The following is a 17,963-nucleotide window of genomic DNA, read 5'->3' as shown; positions in this document are numbered from 1 at the left end:
ATCCTCGAGTGAAGCGGCGCTTTTTTATGATTTTAATTTAACGTGTTGCTTGAACCTGCTCATACACCTGTTGGCATAATTCATGTGTCGCGAGGCTATCAGAAGCTACGACCGACTCGGACGGTTCCCCTTTGACCGTCCGGAGGAACGCATCCAGCATATCGACGAATCCACGGCGCTTTAGCGTCGCTTCCCAGTTATCGAGCGGATACCGAAGCGTGCCTTGTTTCGTCAATTGATCGAGTGTCGTCACGTCCGTTGCGATTCGTTTTTCTTCCGGTCCCATCACCTCGACGCGTTCTTCCGTGATGCCGTTATTGCGGTTCATGACACCGATTGCCGTGATTCCGTTTGAGACGAATTGAATCGTCACGTGATGCAGACCGCTTGCGTCTTGCTTACTCTTGACGTGTAGGTCTTCGATCTCACCGCACCCTGTCAAGAAACGAAGCGTATCCGCGACATGGATGAAGTCGTCGAACAGAAACGGCTTAGCATCTTCGATGAACGACGTTCGATTCTTTTGCATGAGGACGAGATTCGGATCGTTCACCTCAAGCAAGCGCTGATGCGCCGAAGCGAAGCGTCGATTGAATCCCGTGATGAACGGTAACTGTTTCTCCTCTGACAGACGTGTCAGTTCACGAATCTCTTCGATTTCCATCGAGACCGGCTTATCCACGTAGACAGCGATTCCTGCTTCTAGCGCTTGCCGTGCTTGCTCCGCATGGACGATCGTCGCTGAATGAATCATGACCGCATCGATTCCCTCCTGTACGGCGTCAGCAAATGTCGCGTATGTTCCTGCAAAGCGATACGCCGCTTGCAATCGTTTTGCTTTCTCTTCATCTCGCGAGATCAGATACACCTCGATATCGGATCGTTCGGCATAGACGGGTAAGTAGGCTTTTTGTGCGATGTCCCCTAGACCAATGACTGCTAATTTCATGTGAATTCCTCCTTTTCCTCTGTTGCTTACATTCCCTATGATACGTCAATTGACACGAAAAGATGGAAAACGGCTCGTAACAGGATTCGAATTCCTTTTTTTGAAAAGAAGTGAATTTCCTTTTTTTGTTTTATGATAAAACCATATTTGAACAAGGAGGGAATGAGTTTTTATGAAGCGCTTGCTCCGTACTAGTCTTACGCTCTTATTATTGTTCGCTTTATGTCTTCCTGCCATACCAGCTCAGGCAGCCAGTTACCAGGTCGTCGTCACTTCGACGATTGGGGCGAACATCCGCTCAAAGCCGAGTACAGCCTCGTCTGCGACAATCGTCCGACGTGCCGCGTACAAGGCAAAATTCACAGCCGTCTCGTATACGAATGGCTGGTATAAGATCAAGGACGGAGGTACATATCGTTATCTATCGAACCAAGTCGCTAAAAAAGTAACGAGTAGTTCCGTGAAGACGTACAAAATCGTCGTCTACTCGAAAGCTGGAGCGAACGTCCGGACATCACCAAGCACGGCCTCATCAAAGAACATCAAACGACTCGCATCCTACAACTCGAAGTTCAATGCAGTCTCGTACTCGAACGGTTGGTATAAGGTCAAAGGGAAAGTCAATTATTATTACGTCTCTAGCCAAGTTGCCCGAAAAGTGACGACGAGCAGCCCTAAACCATCGAGTGGCAGTTATCCGGTTGCCTCGATGCGGTATTTCAAGCTTGGTTCGTCAAGTTATCAATTGACGAAAGAAAGCTTCGTCCGCCGTTATCCAGCGAGTACGACGAAATTGTTGACGGGAATCGTCGCGTATGACGAAGCAGCACGTAAAGGTACGCTCGATCAAACGTTCACCCTGACGTCTTCGATGTTATCCGTTCCTGCAGGTAGCAGTGTCGCTGGCTTCCGTGCTGGCGATAAAGTCACGATGCGTCAACTCTTGAACGGGATGCTGATCCGCTCTGGTAATGATGCAGCAAAAGCGATCGCTGTCCGGACAGCAGGTTCTGAATCGAAGTTCGTCTCATACATGAACAGTCGCGCCCGTTCGATCGGGATGAGTGCGAGCCATTTCATGAACCCACACGGCTTCTATCATCCAAGTCATTACACGACGGCTGCTGATATGCAAAAACTCGCGAATACATATGCGAAGTACAGCGCGCTCATGACCATCAGTGGACGAAAATCATACCAGACGACTGTCAAAGGACCGTATGCACGGACATTGACGTGGTATCACACGAACACCTCACTTCCAGGTGATACGCGTGTTTATGCGAGCAAGACCGGTTACACTCCGGAATCTGGCTACACACGTGTCTTCTTCATCAAAAAAGGCTCGACGCGATATGGTCTTGTCACACTGAAAGGATCGTTGTCTCAAACCGAGACGACACTCCGTTCTGTCTTGAACCAATGATCTTTTAATCAACAACCTGATTCCCTTTCCGGGAGTCAGGTTGTTTTTCATTTTGTCTCTAAAATTATGCTTGCGCTGAAAACGAATTCATCTTAGAGTTAAGTTTAGAATCAGACGTCTGACGTCTTAATGAAGGAGAGTTTTACGTGGGAAATGTCAGTTTGTTATTTGGGGGCGTCGCGCTCTTTTTAAATAGTTTGACCTTGTTCGGAAAAGTCGATCTCCGTAGCGCGGGTGTCTTCAGTCTCATCACCGGTTTATTGCAGACGTTCATCGCAACGTATCTCGTCATCGGTGCCGCTGGTGATCCAGCGTTGACGTTCGGATACGCGAGCATCTATCTGTTTGCCTTTACGTACGTTTACGTCGGGATCACGTTCTTGTTCAATCTCGACGGGAGCGGGGTCGGTTGGTTTTCCTTGTTCGTCGCGATTGCCGCATTGTTTTATGCGTTCGTCAGCTTCACGACGAATGATATCATCGGTGGTGTGACCTGGTTGTTCTGGGCATTGCTCTGGAGCTTGTTCTTCCTCGGAATGGGAATGAATCGTCCGATTGATGCGATCACTGCCCGCGTTGCCCTCGTCTTGAGCTGGTTGACGTTGATCGTACCGGCACTGATCGGGCTTCGATTCGGCTACTTCAGTTCGGCATACCAGTGGTTATGGAGCGGCGCTGCTGTTCTGACTGTTGTCTATTTCCTTTACACGATGATGAAATTCTCGATGCTTCGGACGATTCGCTCGTCGTGATAGATACATGACACTAAGCTGCTAATATGAAAAAGAGGTTCGTTTCCCGATCATGTTCTGGGAACGGACCTTTTTTCATTCGATGAATACAGAACGCTAAAATCATCCGCGACTCCTACAGGAAAAGAAAGTGCCATCAGCACTTTCGTCAGGGATGGATCAGACCCGGCAAATCGCATGTAGTGCGATCTGCCGCGGCTGATTTCCCGCCTGAGGAAAGCGAGGATGATTTTAGCGTTCGTTTCGTCATCAATCAGAACTGATGTCGTTTTTTTGAGTTATTCTCATCATTCTAATGCTTCCTGCAGTTGAGCTTGAACTTCTTTCAACGACTTGTCTGTCGGATGCCAGTAGTAGATTCCGTCCGATTCGATCCCACCTTTCCCGTCGAGTGATAAGGTCTCGACATTTCGTAAAGCATCTCGGTAATCTGTCGCAACGGTCCGAGTGACGGAAAACGGGACGTTCGTCTTGACGTTTTTCCCGAGTGCTTCCAGGACGGCATTAAAGCGACGAATCGAAAAGTCCTCCGTCATCTTATCAGCGACCGCCTGAACGACTTGCCGTTGACGAATCTGTCGTCCGAAATCTCCGCGTGGATCATCATAGCGCATCCGCGCATAGGCGAGTGCTTCCTTCCCGTTCAGCGACAGTTCCCCTTTTGGAAACTGCATCTCATAGTACGAGAAATTGATATCGTTCTCGACGGTGACGCCATCAACGGCATTAACGAGATCCGTAAATCCGTCTAGATTGATTTCTGCGAAATAATCGAGTCGGATATCAAGCAGATGACTGACCGTATCGAGTGCCATCTGTGGACCACCGAAGGCATAGGCATGATTGATCTTATCGTTTGATCCATTGCCGATGATTTCGGTCTTCAAATCACGTGGGATACTGATCATCTGGCTCTTATTCGTCTTCGGATCAATCGTCACGACGATGATCGTGTCACTGCGTCCCGTCTCGTTTTTTCGTTGATCCACTCCGAGTAAGAGAAACGAGAGTCCTTTTTTCTGTTCGACGGCCTTCTCTGTCTCGACGCTCGCTTTGACGGGGACCTGTACTTGGACTTCTTGCATCGTCCGACTCGCTTTTTGATAAACGTATCCGCCTGAACCGAAGAGAAGGAGCAGGCATATCCCCGTCAGTGTCAATACGATCCATTTCCACTTCTTCATCATCCATTCTCCTTTTCTTCGATCTGAATTCAGGACGGTCGTTGTGCTTCAAGTACGAGCAACGCATTGCGCCAGCTACCGAACAAGGCGGTGATGACACCGATGCTGGGTGCATCACGACCGATGCTGAACCGTTGGTAACTTGCGATCGTCAGATGTTCCGTCTCTTTTGCGGCTGCAGCAAGTACGTCGAGTACTTCCTCTTCTCGCCAACGTTTCCGCGGGAATTCGATGCCGATGATTTCAAGGGCGTTTGACCAAGAGCCGTACCGGCGGGCAATCGTTGCGACGGTCGGACGATTTTGACCAGCCGCCCACTTCGTGTAGGTCTGGCTCGTCAAGACCGGCAAGGCACCTTGCGCTTCAAGTAATGACTCGATGATCCGTTGTTCCATTTCCTGGACGCGTTCCTTCAAGATATCCGCTTCTGACAATGCCTGCTGCCACGAGTTGAATTGATGGACGATATCCGTCAGGCTAGGTGCTTGCTTTTGTTGCGCCCATTCGCGGTACGTCGCGCTCGTGAAAGGATCGAGTTCCTCCCGTGCCTGACGCAAGGCGTCAATGATTTCCGACTTCGTGAACGTCAAGCGGGCATGTCCGATGCCAGCTCGTTCCAAGGCGATCTGCCACGACCCAAACAGCATCAGGATTTCCGCGACGCTTGGATGAGTGGTGTTCAATTGCCAGCGGAAATAGGTATTGGCCGTCAATTCATTTTTCCCGTTCGCAGCGAGACGGAGTGCATGGATCGCTTCCTCCATATCGCGCATGACGATGTCCCCTTCCCATATATTCATGACTGGACGTTCCGGCGTACGGTCGTCTGCAAGGCGTGACGAACGTTTCGGATGACGACGGCTTGTTCGGTGAACGTCATTTGTGAAGCAGACGGAAGGCAGATTCCGTCTTCAAACAGGCGACGGCTGATATCATCTCCTTCTGCTGTGACGAATGGTACGTCGCGATAGACGGGCTGTAAGTGCATCGGCTTCCAGACCGGACGGGACTCGGCATTCGCTTGTTGGAGCGTCTGGATCATCGCGTCGCGTTGCACTTGACCGCCTGGTAAAAGAAAAGCACTGAGCCAACGGTTGGCGAATGTTCCGGTCTGCTCGACTTGCGACTTGACGCCGTCCGGCGCAAAGGCACGTTCGTAACGATCAAAGATTTTTCGCCGTGTATCGACGCGTTGATCGATCACTTCGAGCTGTCCGCGTCCGATCCCAGCAGCGACATTGCTCATCCGGTAGTTATAGCCGACTTCCGTATGCTCGTAATGGAGGACCGGTTGCCGTGCCTGTGTTCCAAGATAGAAGGCGCGTTCGATCAAGGCTGGATCATTTGCGACGAGCATTCCGCCGCCTGACGTCGTGATGATCTTGTTGCCATTGAAGGAATAGATCCCGAACGTCCCGAACGTTCCCGTCATCCGTCCGTTGACGCGTGTCCCGAGTGACTCTGCCGCATCTTCGATCAACGGAACATCGTATTCTTCACAGAGCGCAGCGATTTCCTCGATTTGCGCTGCAACGCCGTACAGATGAACGACGATGACGGCTTTCGGAAGTTTTCCTCGTGTTGCCGCCTGGATCAACCCGCGTCGGAGTGCGACGGGTGACATATTCCACGTCTCCTCTTCCGAATCGATCAGGACAGGACGGGCACCAACGTAGCGAATCGGATTCGTCGAAGCGATGAACGTCAAGGACTGACAGAAGACATCATCCCCCGTTGTGACACCAAGCGTCGCGAGTGCCAAGTGAATGGCTGCAGTACCACTGCTCGTCGCAAGCGCTGCGCGAGCTCCCGTGTAGGCGCGCATCTCTCGTTCGAAGGCGTCGACGTTCGGTCCAAGCGGTGCGACCCAGTTCGTCTCAAGTGCTTCCGTGACGTAACGTGCTTCTTGACCACTTAAGTGCGGGATGGAGAGCGGGATGTGTTTCATGATGTTTCCTCCCTTCGAGGTGACAGCTGACGGAGCGGCGTCCGGTAGATCGGGAACCACTGTCCTGTCTCGACTTCCGGATGTTGTCGTTTCATTTGTCGTACGAGCCGGTCATAAATCGTTGAATCAAGAATCGATGTACCGAGTCCAAAAAACGTTCGATTCGCTTCACCAAAGGATCGTTTGTAGGCGAGTAAGCTATCTGCATCGGATCGTGTCGTTCCGCCACCGAGATGCAACGCTTGCAGACCCGCTTGTTTTGCCCAGCGAATCATCTCCGCGAATAAGAGGTGATTCGGGCGAAGCGACAAGTAAGCAGGATCTGAAGCACCGAGATGATAATGTGCGAACTGGCGACCCGTCAGGACGATGCATCCAGCGATGATCCGTCCCTCTTGTTCGGCAAGCAACAGGACATTTTTGATCCGTCCTTCGGCGAAGTGATCGAAGTAGGTCTGATCAAAGTAATACCGCGCATCGGCTTGATGTTTATCCATCGTCATCTGGTAGAGACGGGCGAAGTCCGAGTACTCTTCCGGACGTCCGAGACGAATCGTGACCCCTTCGCGGCGTGCCTTCCGGATGTTGCGCCGTGTCATTTGCGAGAATCCACCTTCAATCGTCTCGAACGGATCCGTCAGCTCAAGTGTCACGGTCGGCTGCAGGATATCCGTTTGATGACACCAGTGTTGACCAAGTTCCTGGTTGTGTAGCAAGGGGTGGAAACGAACCGTCTCGGTGACGATTCCGGTTTCACTACAGTATTGTTCGAATCGCGCGCGGGCTTCGCGAATCTGATCGAGTGACCAGATGCCTGTGAAGTAAGGACCACCATAGCCGTAAGGTGTCGTGATGTCCTCAAAGCGTGTACCTGGAATCGGTCGCCGCAAGTACGGATAGATCAACGTTCCGAACTCCGTCGGATAATAAAATAATTCAGGAATCTCATCGTGCTCCTTCGCAAGTTCGAAGTAAGCATGTTCGTAATAACAATCGAGTTGATAGGTTGCGACGAGCGCGTCCCATTCCCGTGGATCCCGAATCAATCGTTCATCGCTTAGCGACATCATGGGGAACACCTCCGTCGAGACCCTTGAACTCACCCATACCGGTCTGGTGAGCTGTTGAGTTCCCTTCTGACGAGATGACCATCTTGAACGTCTTAAACAAGATGTAGAGATCAAGTCGGAACGTATGATGTGCTGCGTACCATTGATCTTGCTCAAGACGTTGTTGCCACGTCGTTGCGTTGCGACCGTGAATCTGTGCCCAGCCTGTCAGACCAGGCAAGACGTCGTGACGTGTCATCTGCTCCTTCGTATAGTGGTTCAAGTAGCTGACGAGCAAGGGACGCGGTCCGACGAAACTCATCTGTCCGCGGAGGATATTAACGAACTGCGGAATCTCATCAAGGCTTAAGCGACGGATCCACTCGAGCGATGCTGGAATCCGGTCCGCATCCGGAAGGAGATTCCCCTCGGCATCCGTTTCATTCGTCATCGTGCGGAATTTATAGATTTTGAACAGTTCGCCCTTATAGCCAGGGCGGACTTGATTGAAGAAGATCGGTCGTCCGAGCTTCGTGTAAATGACTAAAGCGACGACGGCATAAACAGGAAGTAGAATGAGGATGGAGATAAGACTAACCGTGAAGTCGAATAGGCGTTTCATGATGACGTCCTCCTTTTACATAGCTGAAAAGAGATCAAGTTGTCGTTTGATGACGTCGGCTTCGTTGAAATGTTTCATGGCACGGTCAAATCCGTTCCGCCCCATCTCGTTGGCACGGTCCGGGTGTTCGACAAGCGTGTTCATCCGTTTGGCGAGCTTCGCGATGTCGCGGACTTCGACGAGATATCCCGTTTTCCCCTCGACGACCTCTTCACGGCAGCCGCGGATGTTTGTCGCAATGACGGGCTTTGCGCTCGCCATCGCTTCAATGATTGATCGTGGAACGCCTTCGCGATGCGACGGTAAGACGAAGGCATCGACTTGTTGGAACAAGCTCGGTACATCTTCGACGAATCCGAGGTAATCGACATTCGGAATCTCACGAATCCGTCGTAAGAAGAGATGCTTCGTCGTCTGATCGCGCTCGCTTGCCATCATCTCACCGGCAATGACGAGACGGGCTTCCGGATGGCGATAGACGACATCCTCGAACGCATCGAGCAGTTCGAGAATCCCCTTTTCTTCGACGATCCGACCGATGAACAAGAACGTAAACGGCGCGCCTGCTTCACGCGGGCGTGGATAGAAGCGCGTTAAGTCGATCCCATTTCCAAGGTGCATTAGACGCGTATTCGCTTTGAAGCGTTTGCGCTGGGCGAGTTGATAATCTTCCTCGCTTTGGAGGAGCAGATAATCGGTTGCGAGACGTGCTAGCCACTTTTCAACGGAATACGTCAGCTGGTACGTCACCCGCCCCATCTTCTCGTGAAAGTAAAAGCCGTGTGCCGTATAGACGATATGCTTCGTTCCGGCCCGCTTCGCGGCGACGCGTCCGAGGGCGGCGGCGACTGGTGTGTGGACATGGACGGCGTCGTAGCCGTCCTCCTTCAAGATTCGCGTGATTTCGCGGATCGTCCGCCAGTTACTCGTCCAGTCAATCCGGCGCTCAATCGGAATGTCGTGCATCCGAAAGCCTTTCGCTGCCAGTTTTGCCGAAGCACCGGTGTCGGCACAAGCGATGCCGACATCGTGCCCAGCGTTTTGTAAAGCGAGTAAGAGCGGCTGCAACATCGTCTCTGCCGTCGTATCGAGAGCACAGACTTGAAGGATTTTTAGAGGCGCCATACGTGGACCCCCTCTGGCTGTTCTGACCGTGGCAACATCCCTTTGATGTCGACGACGATGCCGCGTCCGACTTTGAGCAGATGTTGTGCTAGATTCCAACCGCCTTCGACGTATTCTTCGTGTGAGACAGCGAAGATGACGACGTCCGCCGGTTTGAGTTCGCTCATTTCGAGCAAGTCGATGCCGTACTCACGTTTCGCTTCACTCTTTTCGACGAGTCGATCCGTCACCTGGACGTCGATGCCGAACTCTTCGATTTCGCGGACGAGGTTCGCGACTTTCGAGTTCCGGATATCGCTGACGTTCTCCTTGAACGATAAGCCAAGGATCGTGACGCGAGCACCGAGGACCGGCATGTTTTGTTTAATCAAGTTCTTGACGAGCGCTGTTGCGATGAAGCGCCCCATCGTATCGTTGATCCGGCGTCCGGCAAGGATGACTTCCGGATGATAGCCGAGTGACTCAGCTTTCATCGTCAGATAGAATGGATCGACGCCGATACAGTGACCACCGACGAGACCTGGACGGAACGGAAGGAAGTTCCATTTCGTACCGGCGGCTTCGAGGACTTCGAGCGTATCGATGTCCATCCGGTCAAAGATGATTGCTAGTTCGTTCATCAAGGCAATATTGAGATCACGTTGTGTGTTCTCGATGATTTTTGCGGCTTCTGCGACCTTGATCGATGAAGCACGGTGGACACCGGCTTCGACGACGGCTTCGTAGACTTCTGCGACGATGTCGAGTGTTTGTTCATCCTGGGCCGAGACGATTTTTTTGATTGTCTTGAACGTGTGCTCGTGGTCGCCCGGATTGATCCGCTCTGGTGAGTAGCCGACGAAGAAGTCGACGCCAGCGCGTAAGCCGGATGCTTCTTCAAGAACCGGGATACAATCTTCCTCCGTCGCCCCTGGGTAGACCGTCGACTCGTAGACGACGATGTCGCCTTTGTTGAGCTGGCGACCGACGAGATGTGAGGCTCGTAAGAGTGGTGTTAAGTCCGGTTGATTCTGCGCATTGATCGGTGTTGGAACGGCGATGATGATGAAGTCACTTGCTTGAAGAGCAGAAGGATCCGAGACGTAGTCGACGGTTGCATTCTTCAGCGTAAACGGACTCAGTTCGAGTGTTGCATCGATGCCTTCTTGCAGTTCTTGGATTCGTTGTTCCTTGATGTCAAAGCCGATCACGCCTGTCTTTTCACCAAACGCGACGGCGACGGGAAGTCCGACGTATCCGAGTCCGACGACGGCAATCGAACGGTTGGCAATGGGAAGTGCACCGGATTGGGCTGCTGTCGTATCTACGATGTGTTTGACTGCCTTGTTCATGGTGGGTTCCTCCTATTTCATCGACTGTTTGACGATCAATGTTTTTCCGTTTGGTTCTTGTTTGACCTGTTCGACCGGCTCGAGGACGATCTTCATCTCGGAGCCGAGTAGCTTGCGCATCTCGTTTAAAAGAATCTGTTCGTGTTTCGGATGGAAACGTTTCGTATCTGGAATATAGCGAAGTGTCACGTGATTCAGCGCGTGCTGCTCGACTTGGAGTCGTAAGACCGAATTCGGTAGTTCCCGGGCAATCGTCGTAATGTCTCCTTCGAACACCTTGCCCCGCTTCTCGCTGACGATATAACTCGTTCCCCGTCCATCGATCGAAGCGATGACCGGTCCGTTTAAGCCGCAGCTACATGTCTCGTCACTGAGCGTCATCCGGTCACCGATCCGGTAACGAATCAGCGGTGTCCCGCGTGTCGTAAAACACGTGACGACGACCTCGCCATCCTCTCCATACGGTTCGATGATGCCCGTCTCGTGATGGAGATGTAGTTTTCGATGACTGCACTCTGAGATGATCGGTGCGCCTTCTGAGGAACCGTATTGATCGAAAACTGGAACGCCGAACGCTTCCTCAAGGATTGAGCGCATCTCCTCCGTCACCGTTTCCGATGTTGGGAAGATGGCAATCAGCGGACTCTCCAGTCGAATGTGATGCTTCAGCATATAGCGGGCGATTTCGACCATCGCCGTCGGTGTGCCATCGAGCGCTCGTGGCTGGAAGCGATTCAGCTCCTCGATATAAGCGGGAAAGTTCTCTTCCTTCATGTGAAAGATTGAAAGCAATAACTGATTGAGTGGTCGGTTCATCCGCCAGAAGATCGGTTTCTTTTGATCGACGGCTGTCAGTGTCCGACCGGTGAAGCTCGCCCGCCGCATCCCGGCATGAAAACCGTGACGTTCCTTGAAGTAGTCGAGATGCGCCATCCGTTCTTGAACGTCCTCGCGCATGAATGCGACTTGGAGCGACTTTCCGCTCGTTCCGCCCGTTCGCCCTCGGACCGGCGCATCGACGCGGGACATGAATGCATCGTTATTTTGGCGGAGCGTCTCTTTTTCAAGGATCGGGATTGTCTTCAACTGTTCGAGTGACGTCAACGGTAACTGGATGTCATGTTCGTGAAAGAGTTGCGTGTAGTATGGTGTATGCGTCACGACAAAAGCGAGAAAGGCATTCAGGCGATCGAGTTGTTCCGCTTTATAATCCTGCGTCCGATCCTTCATCCGAAGTTCCTTCATCTTCTGTTCATAGAAGGGACCGTATCGTTCTTGCATTAACTTGCGACCATATAACGATGTCAGCCAATTTTGGATGAAGATCGGAGAGCGGTAGTAGAATTCCTCCTTAAGCGCCATCTTGGATTTCCTCCTTCAGCAAGTAGTGACTCTCATACCAGTCGATGAATGCGTTGACACCGGCTTCGACCGTCGTCTGTGGACGGTAGCCGATCGTCTCGAACAGTGAGGAGACGTCAGCAAAGCTTTCTGGAACGTCGCCTGGTTGAAGTGGCATGCCATTTTTAATTGCTGTCTTGCCGAGTCGCCGTTCAATCAAGGCAACAAATTCGTTCAGTCGAATCGGGCTGTGACTGCCGATGTTGTAGACGCGGTACGGGACGTTGCTACGATCCGGTAAGGGATTCGAGGCATCGAACGCTTCGTCGACTTCCGGTTCGGTCTGGAACAGGCGATAGATGCTTTCGATGATATCGTCGACGTAAGTGAAGTCCCGTCCCATCTCGCCGTAGTTGTAGAGATCGATCGGTTCGCCCTTCGCAATCGCCTCCGTGAACTTGAACAGTGCCATATCCGGGCGTCCCCAAGGACCGTAGACGCTGAAGAAGCGAAGACCTGTCGTCTTGATCCCGTAGAGACTGCTGTAAGTGTGAGCCATCAGTTCGTTCGCTTTTTTCGAAGCGGCGTAAAGACTTAGCGGATGATCGACGGCATCCGTCGTCGCGAACGGCATCTTCGTATTCGATCCGTAGACGGAACTGGAGGAAGCGTAAATCAATTGTTCGACTGGGTAATGCCGACACGCCTCTAGAATCGAGAGAAAGCCGACGATGTTTGACGTCATGTAGACGTCCGGTCGATCGATGCTGTACCGTACCCCTGCTTGTGCTGCCAGGTGGAGAACGAGATCGATCGATTCCTGTTCGAAAACCTGCGCGACGGCTGCCGTCTCTTCGAGTGAGACCCGGTAAAACGTGTAGTTCGTTCCAAGTTCAGCGAGCCGGGCTTCTTTTAGCGTCGGGTCGTAATAGTCGTTCACTTCATCGAGTCCGATGACCCGGTAACCCTCCCGGATGAAACGACGTGCGGCGTGAAATCCAATGAAGCCTGCGATACCTGTAATTAAGATCGTTTTATTCGGCACGGTGTTCGACCTCCTCGAAGTAGTGGCGCGCTTGCCAGCGCATGTAGTGAACGGATGTGTAGACGATGAGTAACATCGGGAACAACTTATACCGGTGTCGGATGGCCGTTCCGACATTGCCGGTTCCTAGACCGAAGATGACCGCGTTAAGCGCAAAGAGAAGGAAAAAGAAGAAGAGGACGCTGCCGAACGGATGCTGACGGATCAGTTTAAAGGACCGGACGATCGCAAAACAGGCGATGAAGTAGAAGACGGCATCAAGGAAGAAAATCAGAATGTTCATGATGCTCGACCATTGCCAAGGGAACGGTGAGAACAGGAAGTAGATCGTCCGAATCGGTGAGTAGAGAATCATGTCACCTGGACCCGTCACCGTCAATCCGTTCAGATAAGCGGAGCCGCCACGGTCGTAACTCATCCCGCTGAACAACTGTCCGTTTTCTGAGACGTGGGTGAACTTCGCAAACAAGACGTCCTGGAAGCTGTAGACGATGAAGCCGACGACTAGTACTTGAAAGATCAGTCGCTGCACCTTCGTCGGTTCAAAGTCCATTCGTCGTGTCTCATGACTGTAAAACGAGAAGTAGACGAGTAAGACGATGATCCCGACAGCAAGACCGGAGTGGAACATCGTACTGACGAAGTAGCCGAGATACGCGAGCGTCATATACCATCCGGACTTCTCTTCCGTCCAGCGCACCATGTAATAGAGTGTATAGACGATGCCTAGGGCGACGATTTGGTCACGCAGGAGAATCGGTGAGAGCAGCAATCCTTGTGGGAAGAACGCGAAGATCAGTGTTGCTGCGAACACGTAGCGTTCCGGTAAGCGTAACCGTTGCAGCGTCTTCGCTAGGATGACGACAGCGACGACACCGAGGATGACGTTCAAGAACTGAGCGAGAATCCGTTCCGGACCAAACATCAGGTAGAAGATTCCGAGAAACTTGGAATAGGTGCCGCGAACGACATCATTGAAGGTCGACGGATCGGTGAAGATTTGGACACCTTCGAGATGAAAGGCTTCCGTGTCGTCACCACTGTGTGGCGGTAAGCGGAACAGCTCGAGATCGATGAACATCAGGACCAATCGGACGAAGAAAGCTGTGATGAAAACGAGAAAGAGTGGCGTCGTCTTTGCTTGACGGAGTAGATAATAGAGAAACAACAACGAGTTGATGAGCAGCAAGGCGGTCACGTAGGTGTCCGGGAAGAGCGACCGGGCGAATTGACAAGCAAGCGCTTCGATGACGATGAGTAGTAGGATTGGTCGCATCTTCTTCCCTCCTTAGCTGCTTTGTTCGACGACGAGCGTGACGTCCCGTGGATATAAGGACCGATACAGTGCCGGTAACAATAGGACGATCTGAGTGACAGCGCAGAGGGTGTAAGCGATCGTCGCACCGTATAGACCATACAGCGGAATCAACAGGCTACAGGCGATCAGGTTGACGACGACACTGCCGAAGATCGAGATCGTCTGGATCCGGAACTGCTGGAAGCCGGTCAAGAGTGCTTGAATGACGGTCGAGTTGTAGAAAAAGAGTGAGGCGACCATCATCAAGACGAAAATCAGATGATATTGAACGAACGATGCGTTGTAGAAAATCGTCAAGCCCCACTTACCAAAGAAGATTGCTCCGATGATCAACAGGATCCCGACGACGTTCGTCATCAGTAACATCGAACGAGTCAGCTTGCGCAGTTCCGGTAAACTTTGGCGTTCACCCGTCTCAGACGAGAAGTTCGGTAGCAAGACGGCAATCAAGGAGTGGATGAACAGACTACCAAGTACGAGTAGATAGGCGATGCTGGCGTAATAACCGAGCTCTTCCGTTCCGATTGCGTGACCGACGAACAATCGTGGGATGTTTGCGTTCAAGGCGATCAGGAGAGCGACGAATCCGAGTGGCATCGCCTTAAGGAACAGCTCCTTACCTGATCGGTACCGTAAGTCGAGTGCTTGATTGTCAAAGCCGCGACCGACGCGGCGAATCGTCGGTAAGTCGTATGCGAGTAGCATGATCAAGTTTCCGGCGATCAAGGCGAGTACGAATCCATGAATCGAATGGGTCGTAAAGAGGACGAGTGCTGCGCCCGAGACGTTCAAGAGACTCCGGAAGATTTTCGAGACGGCGACTTCCTTGAAGGCAGTGTGTCCTTGCAAGAAACCATAAGCGAGATCAGCGAATGACTCCATGTATTTATTGAGGTAGACGAGCAGTGTCAGGAGTAAGATGTCCGCTTCACCGAAGAAATAATAGACACCAAGGAGGACGAACACACCTGCCGAGAGGAGTGAAAAACGAGTCTTGATGAAGAGCCAAAAGTTCGTCAGACCAGCCCGTTCTGCCGTCAGGATCGTACTGGCGTTCAGCCAACAGAACATGACGATCGGTGCGGTGATGGCAAGGGCGTAGTTGAAATAACCGATGTTGAGCGGTGTACTCCATTTGATCAGGAGCGTCAAAATCATCCATTGATGAAGCGAATACGCCGTATCGGCAATGAAGATGAGATTGAAGCGGGACAGCCGGGCCGTTTTCATCGTTCTCCCTCCTCTCTATTTGCGAGCGATCCGTATCGTCGGTGCGACCGGGTCGGCATCGGTTTCGTTCGTGACGTCTAACAAATACTGGCGGAGTACCTCGTCCTGTCCGAGTGCTTGGGCGATCTCACGCAAGTACGGGTCGACGGATCCGAAGGGACGTGTCTTACCGACAAGAATCTTGTCGAAGACGAGTTCGTCATGCACTTCATCGCGAGCGAGCAGTTCCTCGAAGAGTTTCTCGCCTTTTCGAATGCCGCTGTAGACGATTGGGATCTGCTCTTCCGTGAATCCACTCAAGTGAATCAAGTTCTTCGCTAGTGTCGTGATGTGGACCGGTTCACCCATATCGAGGACGAACACTTCGCCACCTTTCGCGAGGACACTCGCTTGGATGACGAGACGACTCGCTTCCGGGATCGTCATGAAGTAACGTGTCATCCGGGGATCGGTGATCGTAATCGGTCCTCCTTTCGCGATTTGTTCTTTGAAGAGTGGAATAACGGAACCGCGGCTCCCGAGGACGTTACCGAATCGGACGACAGCGAACGTCGTCTCGCTGTTACGCGCCATCTGCTGGATGACCATCTCGGCGATTCGTTTCGTCGCCCCCATCACACTCGTCGGATTGACGGCCTTATCGGTCGAAATCATGACGAAGCGTTTGACACCGGCTGCTTCCGCCGCTCGAGCGACGTTGCGTGTTCCATAGATGTTGTTCTTGACGGCTTCGCTTGGGTTATCCTCCATCAGCGGTACGTGCTTGTGGGCTGCCGCGTGATAGACGAGATCTGGTTCGAACCGTCGCATGACTTCAAGCATCCGGTCACTGTCCTGAACATCGGCGATGACGGATTCGAACTGGATGTCTCGACTGAGACACTCGAGCTCCCGGCGGATCAGGTAGATGCTGTTTTCGCCGTGTCCGAGAAGGATGAGCCGTTCAGGACGGAAGCGAATCAGTTGCCTGCAAATCTCGGAACCAATCGAACCACCAGCACCGGTGACGAGGACGGTCGCACTATGAACGCTTCGTTCGATTTCCGTAATATCGAGTTCGACCGGTTCTCGACCGAGTAAATCGGCGATTGAGACTTCACGGATTTGTTTGATCGAGACCTTTCCGGACGCCAGTTCGACGAGCATCGGTAACGTATGCGCTTCGACTTGGGTTTGTTTGATCCGGTTCAGCAATTCAACCCGCTGCGGATAAGGTAACGATGGGATTGCCAGGACGACCGCTTCAATTTTTTGTTCCTCGATGATGCATTCGAGTTGGTCGATTGCTCCAATGACGGGAACACCGTGAATCCGCATCCCGCGTAGTTCAAGCGAATCATCAAGTAAGCCGACGACGTTTAAGATGTGCGACTTCTTTTGCTTCAGTTCTTTTGTGATCATCTGACCGGAAGCACCGGCACCGATAATGAGTGTTCGTTTGCCGAGCATCTTATTGTCAGGAACGAGTCTTAAGCTACGTCCACGAATCAACAGACGGACGAATAAGATACCGTTCAAGACGAGACCGGTCTGCAAGAAGATCGCTCGTTCGACCGCGAAGTCGAACAACGCGTATTCAAGACCAAGTAAGACGAAACTGCTGGCGAGAACGACGACGAGGAGAACGGCGAGATCACGAAGACTCGCGTAACGCCAGATGATTTGATAGAAGCGCATCCAGTGTGCAACGAACGTAAGGGCGACCCACTGGATGAGAGCGATTTCGAGTGCGTCCTGCAACTCGAAGTTGACGGTGAGATGGAGCGGATTAAAGAAGTAGAACGTAACGACAGTCGCGAGTGCGATGATTCCGGCGTCGATCAGGCGAAGGAGTCCGATCTTCAACTGCCGACGGTACGGGGTGAGCGGGGAATGCTGCATGACGGTGTCTCCTCTCCTCTCTCATGAATGACTGCGGGGAATCGCTTTCGGATAACTATCAGTGGATTCGCGTGTCGCTTCCTTTTTGCTTAACGAGCGAGAATAAACGATCAAGAGTCCGAGCATCAGACCAAGGACGCCACCGATGCCTGTATTCATCAGAATGTTCGGTGACACGGGTTTCGTTGGAATCCGTGCGCTCGAGAACACTTCCGTCTTACTCGTGTTGATCAGTTGCGGGAGGTAATCCTGGAAGACTTCCGTCATCGTATTCGCCTGGATGGCTGCCTGCTCCGCTGAACGATCCTTGACGGATAAGGCGATGACTTGCGAATCGAGATTGCTCGAGACCGTCAGACGATCCGTCAAATCGAATAACCGCTTGTCGGTGACGTTCATCTTTTGGGCGACCTGATCGACGACCTCTGGGCTTCGTAGGATATCTTGATAGGTACTGACGAGTGTCGGCGTCGATGTCGCCTCTGCGTTCGATTGAGGAACGACGAGGATGTAGGCTGTCGCCTCGTATGTCTTCGGGATGACATACGTGCTAAGCGCATATCCGGCTCCCGCAAAGAGAATCATGAAGAGTGCGAGTAACCACCAGCCGCGTCGGAGTGTCGTCAAATGATCTCCGAAGGTTTTTCTTTGATGCATCGAGCTCACTGTTGTTCACCTCTTTCTGACTTGACCGAATGGATGGACATTGGTTATGTCTACACCTTATTTCCAATCGGTTCCTAAAACAATTAGAGCTTGGTG

General features: G+C 52.1%; 16 protein-coding genes. 2 read left to right on the top strand and 14 right to left on the bottom strand.

What is annotated here, in order from left to right; all coding sequences use genetic code 11:
- Nucleotides 1–37: 37 nt before the first annotated feature.
- Nucleotides 38–949 carry a Gfo/Idh/MocA family protein gene (locus tag KNQ06_RS01180; protein ID WP_215147149.1) on the bottom strand — a complete coding sequence of 304 codons (912 nt, stop codon included), beginning with the start codon at nucleotides 947–949 and terminating at the stop codon, nucleotides 38–40.
- Nucleotides 950–1,121: 172 nt separating this feature from the next.
- On the opposite strand from KNQ06_RS01180, the gene KNQ06_RS01175 reads away from it, so the two are divergent.
- Together KNQ06_RS01175 and KNQ06_RS01170 are read left to right on the top strand one after the other, a co-directional pair.
- On the top strand, nucleotides 1,122–2,375 hold the full coding sequence (locus KNQ06_RS01175; RefSeq protein WP_214858324.1) for an SH3 domain-containing protein: 1,254 nt from the start codon (nucleotides 1,122–1,124) through the stop codon (nucleotides 2,373–2,375).
- Nucleotides 2,376–2,521: 146 nt separating this feature from the next.
- On the top strand, nucleotides 2,522–3,127 hold the full coding sequence (locus tag KNQ06_RS01170) for an AmiS/UreI family transporter (protein WP_214729270.1): 606 nt from the start codon (nucleotides 2,522–2,524) through the stop codon (nucleotides 3,125–3,127).
- Nucleotides 3,128–3,414: 287 nt separating this feature from the next.
- On the opposite strand, the gene KNQ06_RS01165 is transcribed toward KNQ06_RS01170, so the two are convergent.
- From KNQ06_RS01165 to KNQ06_RS01105, 13 genes are read right to left on the bottom strand one after another with little or no spacing between them, the layout of a single operon-like run.
- A complete protein-coding gene (locus tag KNQ06_RS01165) occupies nucleotides 3,415–4,311 on the bottom strand; it encodes an LCP family glycopolymer transferase (protein ID WP_214858327.1) in 897 nt (298 codons plus the stop codon).
- Between the two features lie 29 nt (nucleotides 4,312–4,340).
- Complete coding sequence (locus tag KNQ06_RS01160) at nucleotides 4,341–5,084, bottom strand: hypothetical protein (RefSeq protein ID WP_195865496.1); 744 nt, start codon at nucleotides 5,082–5,084, stop codon at nucleotides 4,341–4,343.
- A gap of 23 nt (nucleotides 5,085–5,107) precedes the next feature.
- Nucleotides 5,108–6,259 carry an aminotransferase class I/II-fold pyridoxal phosphate-dependent enzyme gene (locus KNQ06_RS01155; protein ID WP_251133462.1) on the bottom strand — a complete coding sequence of 384 codons (1,152 nt, stop codon included), beginning with the start codon at nucleotides 6,257–6,259 and terminating at the stop codon, nucleotides 5,108–5,110.
- A complete protein-coding gene (locus KNQ06_RS01150) occupies nucleotides 6,256–7,329 on the bottom strand; it encodes a lipid II:glycine glycyltransferase FemX (RefSeq protein ID WP_215147146.1) in 1,074 nt (357 codons plus the stop codon). The genes KNQ06_RS01155 and KNQ06_RS01150 overlap by 4 nt, the downstream gene beginning before the upstream one ends.
- A complete protein-coding gene (locus KNQ06_RS01145; protein ID WP_215147144.1) occupies nucleotides 7,310–7,930 on the bottom strand; it encodes a sugar transferase in 621 nt (206 codons plus the stop codon). Before KNQ06_RS01145 ends, KNQ06_RS01150 begins: the two co-directional genes overlap by 20 nt.
- 15 nt (nucleotides 7,931–7,945) lie before the next feature.
- Entirely contained in the window at nucleotides 7,946–9,055 is a 1,110-nt protein-coding gene (locus KNQ06_RS01140) for a glycosyltransferase family 4 protein (RefSeq protein WP_215147142.1), read from the bottom strand.
- Nucleotides 9,043–10,386: a nucleotide sugar dehydrogenase gene (locus KNQ06_RS01135; protein WP_251133461.1), complete on the bottom strand. Its 1,344-nt coding sequence runs from the start codon at nucleotides 10,384–10,386 to the stop codon at nucleotides 9,043–9,045. Before KNQ06_RS01135 ends, KNQ06_RS01140 begins: the two co-directional genes overlap by 13 nt.
- A 12-nt stretch (nucleotides 10,387–10,398) precedes the next feature.
- Nucleotides 10,399–11,748, bottom strand: a complete 1,350-nt coding sequence (locus tag KNQ06_RS01130) for a phenylacetate--CoA ligase family protein (protein ID WP_215147140.1) — start codon at nucleotides 11,746–11,748, stop codon at nucleotides 10,399–10,401.
- A complete protein-coding gene (locus KNQ06_RS01125; RefSeq protein WP_215147138.1) occupies nucleotides 11,738–12,772 on the bottom strand; it encodes an NAD-dependent epimerase in 1,035 nt (344 codons plus the stop codon). Before KNQ06_RS01125 ends, KNQ06_RS01130 begins: the two co-directional genes overlap by 11 nt.
- Nucleotides 12,762–14,048 (bottom strand): glycosyltransferase family 39 protein, encoded by a 1,287-nt coding sequence (locus KNQ06_RS01120; protein WP_215147135.1) that lies wholly within the window; start codon nucleotides 14,046–14,048, stop codon nucleotides 12,762–12,764. The genes KNQ06_RS01125 and KNQ06_RS01120 overlap by 11 nt, the downstream gene beginning before the upstream one ends.
- 12 nt (nucleotides 14,049–14,060) lie before the next feature.
- A complete protein-coding gene (locus tag KNQ06_RS01115; RefSeq protein WP_023469399.1) occupies nucleotides 14,061–15,320 on the bottom strand; it encodes an oligosaccharide flippase family protein in 1,260 nt (419 codons plus the stop codon).
- Nucleotides 15,321–15,335: 15 nt separating this feature from the next.
- The gene (locus KNQ06_RS01110; RefSeq protein ID WP_215147133.1) at nucleotides 15,336–17,201 is read right to left on the bottom strand and encodes a polysaccharide biosynthesis protein; all 1,866 of its coding nucleotides are present in this window, start codon (nucleotides 17,199–17,201) and stop codon (nucleotides 15,336–15,338) included.
- A 21-nt stretch (nucleotides 17,202–17,222) separates the two neighbouring features.
- Nucleotides 17,223–17,858: a YveK family protein gene (locus tag KNQ06_RS01105; RefSeq protein WP_251133460.1), complete on the bottom strand. Its 636-nt coding sequence runs from the start codon at nucleotides 17,856–17,858 to the stop codon at nucleotides 17,223–17,225.
- Nucleotides 17,859–17,963 lie beyond the last annotated feature (105 nt).

It is taken from the genome of Exiguobacterium sp. s91 (assembly GCF_018618915.1).
Lineage (GTDB): Bacteria > Bacillota > Bacilli > Exiguobacteriales > Exiguobacteriaceae > Exiguobacterium_A > Exiguobacterium_A abrahamii.
The sequence above is the reverse complement of the archived record's forward strand: the minus strand, read 5'-3'. Positions and strand labels throughout refer to the sequence as shown.

Coding starts and splice junctions, on each gene's coding strand:
- KNQ06_RS01110 (WP_215147133.1), bottom strand. CDS start 17,201: ATGCAGCATTCCCCGCTCACCCCGTACCGTCGGCAGTTGAAGATCGGA.
- KNQ06_RS01180 (WP_215147149.1), bottom strand. CDS start 949: ATGAAATTAGCAGTCATTGGTCTAGGGGACATCGCACAAAAAGCCTAC.
- KNQ06_RS01165 (WP_214858327.1), bottom strand. CDS start 4,311: ATGAAGAAGTGGAAATGGATCGTATTGACACTGACGGGGATATGCCTG.
- KNQ06_RS01130 (WP_215147140.1), bottom strand. CDS start 11,748: ATGGCGCTTAAGGAGGAATTCTACTACCGCTCTCCGATCTTCATCCAA.
- KNQ06_RS01115 (WP_023469399.1), bottom strand. CDS start 15,320: ATGAAAACGGCCCGGCTGTCCCGCTTCAATCTCATCTTCATTGCCGAT.
- KNQ06_RS01150 (WP_215147146.1), bottom strand. CDS start 7,329: ATGATGTCGCTAAGCGATGAACGATTGATTCGGGATCCACGGGAATGG.
- KNQ06_RS01175 (WP_214858324.1), top strand. CDS start 1,122: ATGAAGCGCTTGCTCCGTACTAGTCTTACGCTCTTATTATTGTTCGCT.
- KNQ06_RS01120 (WP_215147135.1), bottom strand. CDS start 14,048: ATGCGACCAATCCTACTACTCATCGTCATCGAAGCGCTTGCTTGTCAA.
- KNQ06_RS01160 (WP_195865496.1), bottom strand. CDS start 5,084: ATGCGCGATATGGAGGAAGCGATCCATGCACTCCGTCTCGCTGCGAAC.
- KNQ06_RS01135 (WP_251133461.1), bottom strand. CDS start 10,386: ATGAACAAGGCAGTCAAACACATCGTAGATACGACAGCAGCCCAATCC.
- KNQ06_RS01105 (WP_251133460.1), bottom strand. CDS start 17,858: ATGCATCAAAGAAAAACCTTCGGAGATCATTTGACGACACTCCGACGC.
- KNQ06_RS01140 (WP_215147142.1), bottom strand. CDS start 9,055: ATGGCGCCTCTAAAAATCCTTCAAGTCTGTGCTCTCGATACGACGGCA.
- KNQ06_RS01155 (WP_251133462.1), bottom strand. CDS start 6,259: ATGAAACACATCCCGCTCTCCATCCCGCACTTAAGTGGTCAAGAAGCA.
- KNQ06_RS01145 (WP_215147144.1), bottom strand. CDS start 7,930: ATGAAACGCCTATTCGACTTCACGGTTAGTCTTATCTCCATCCTCATT.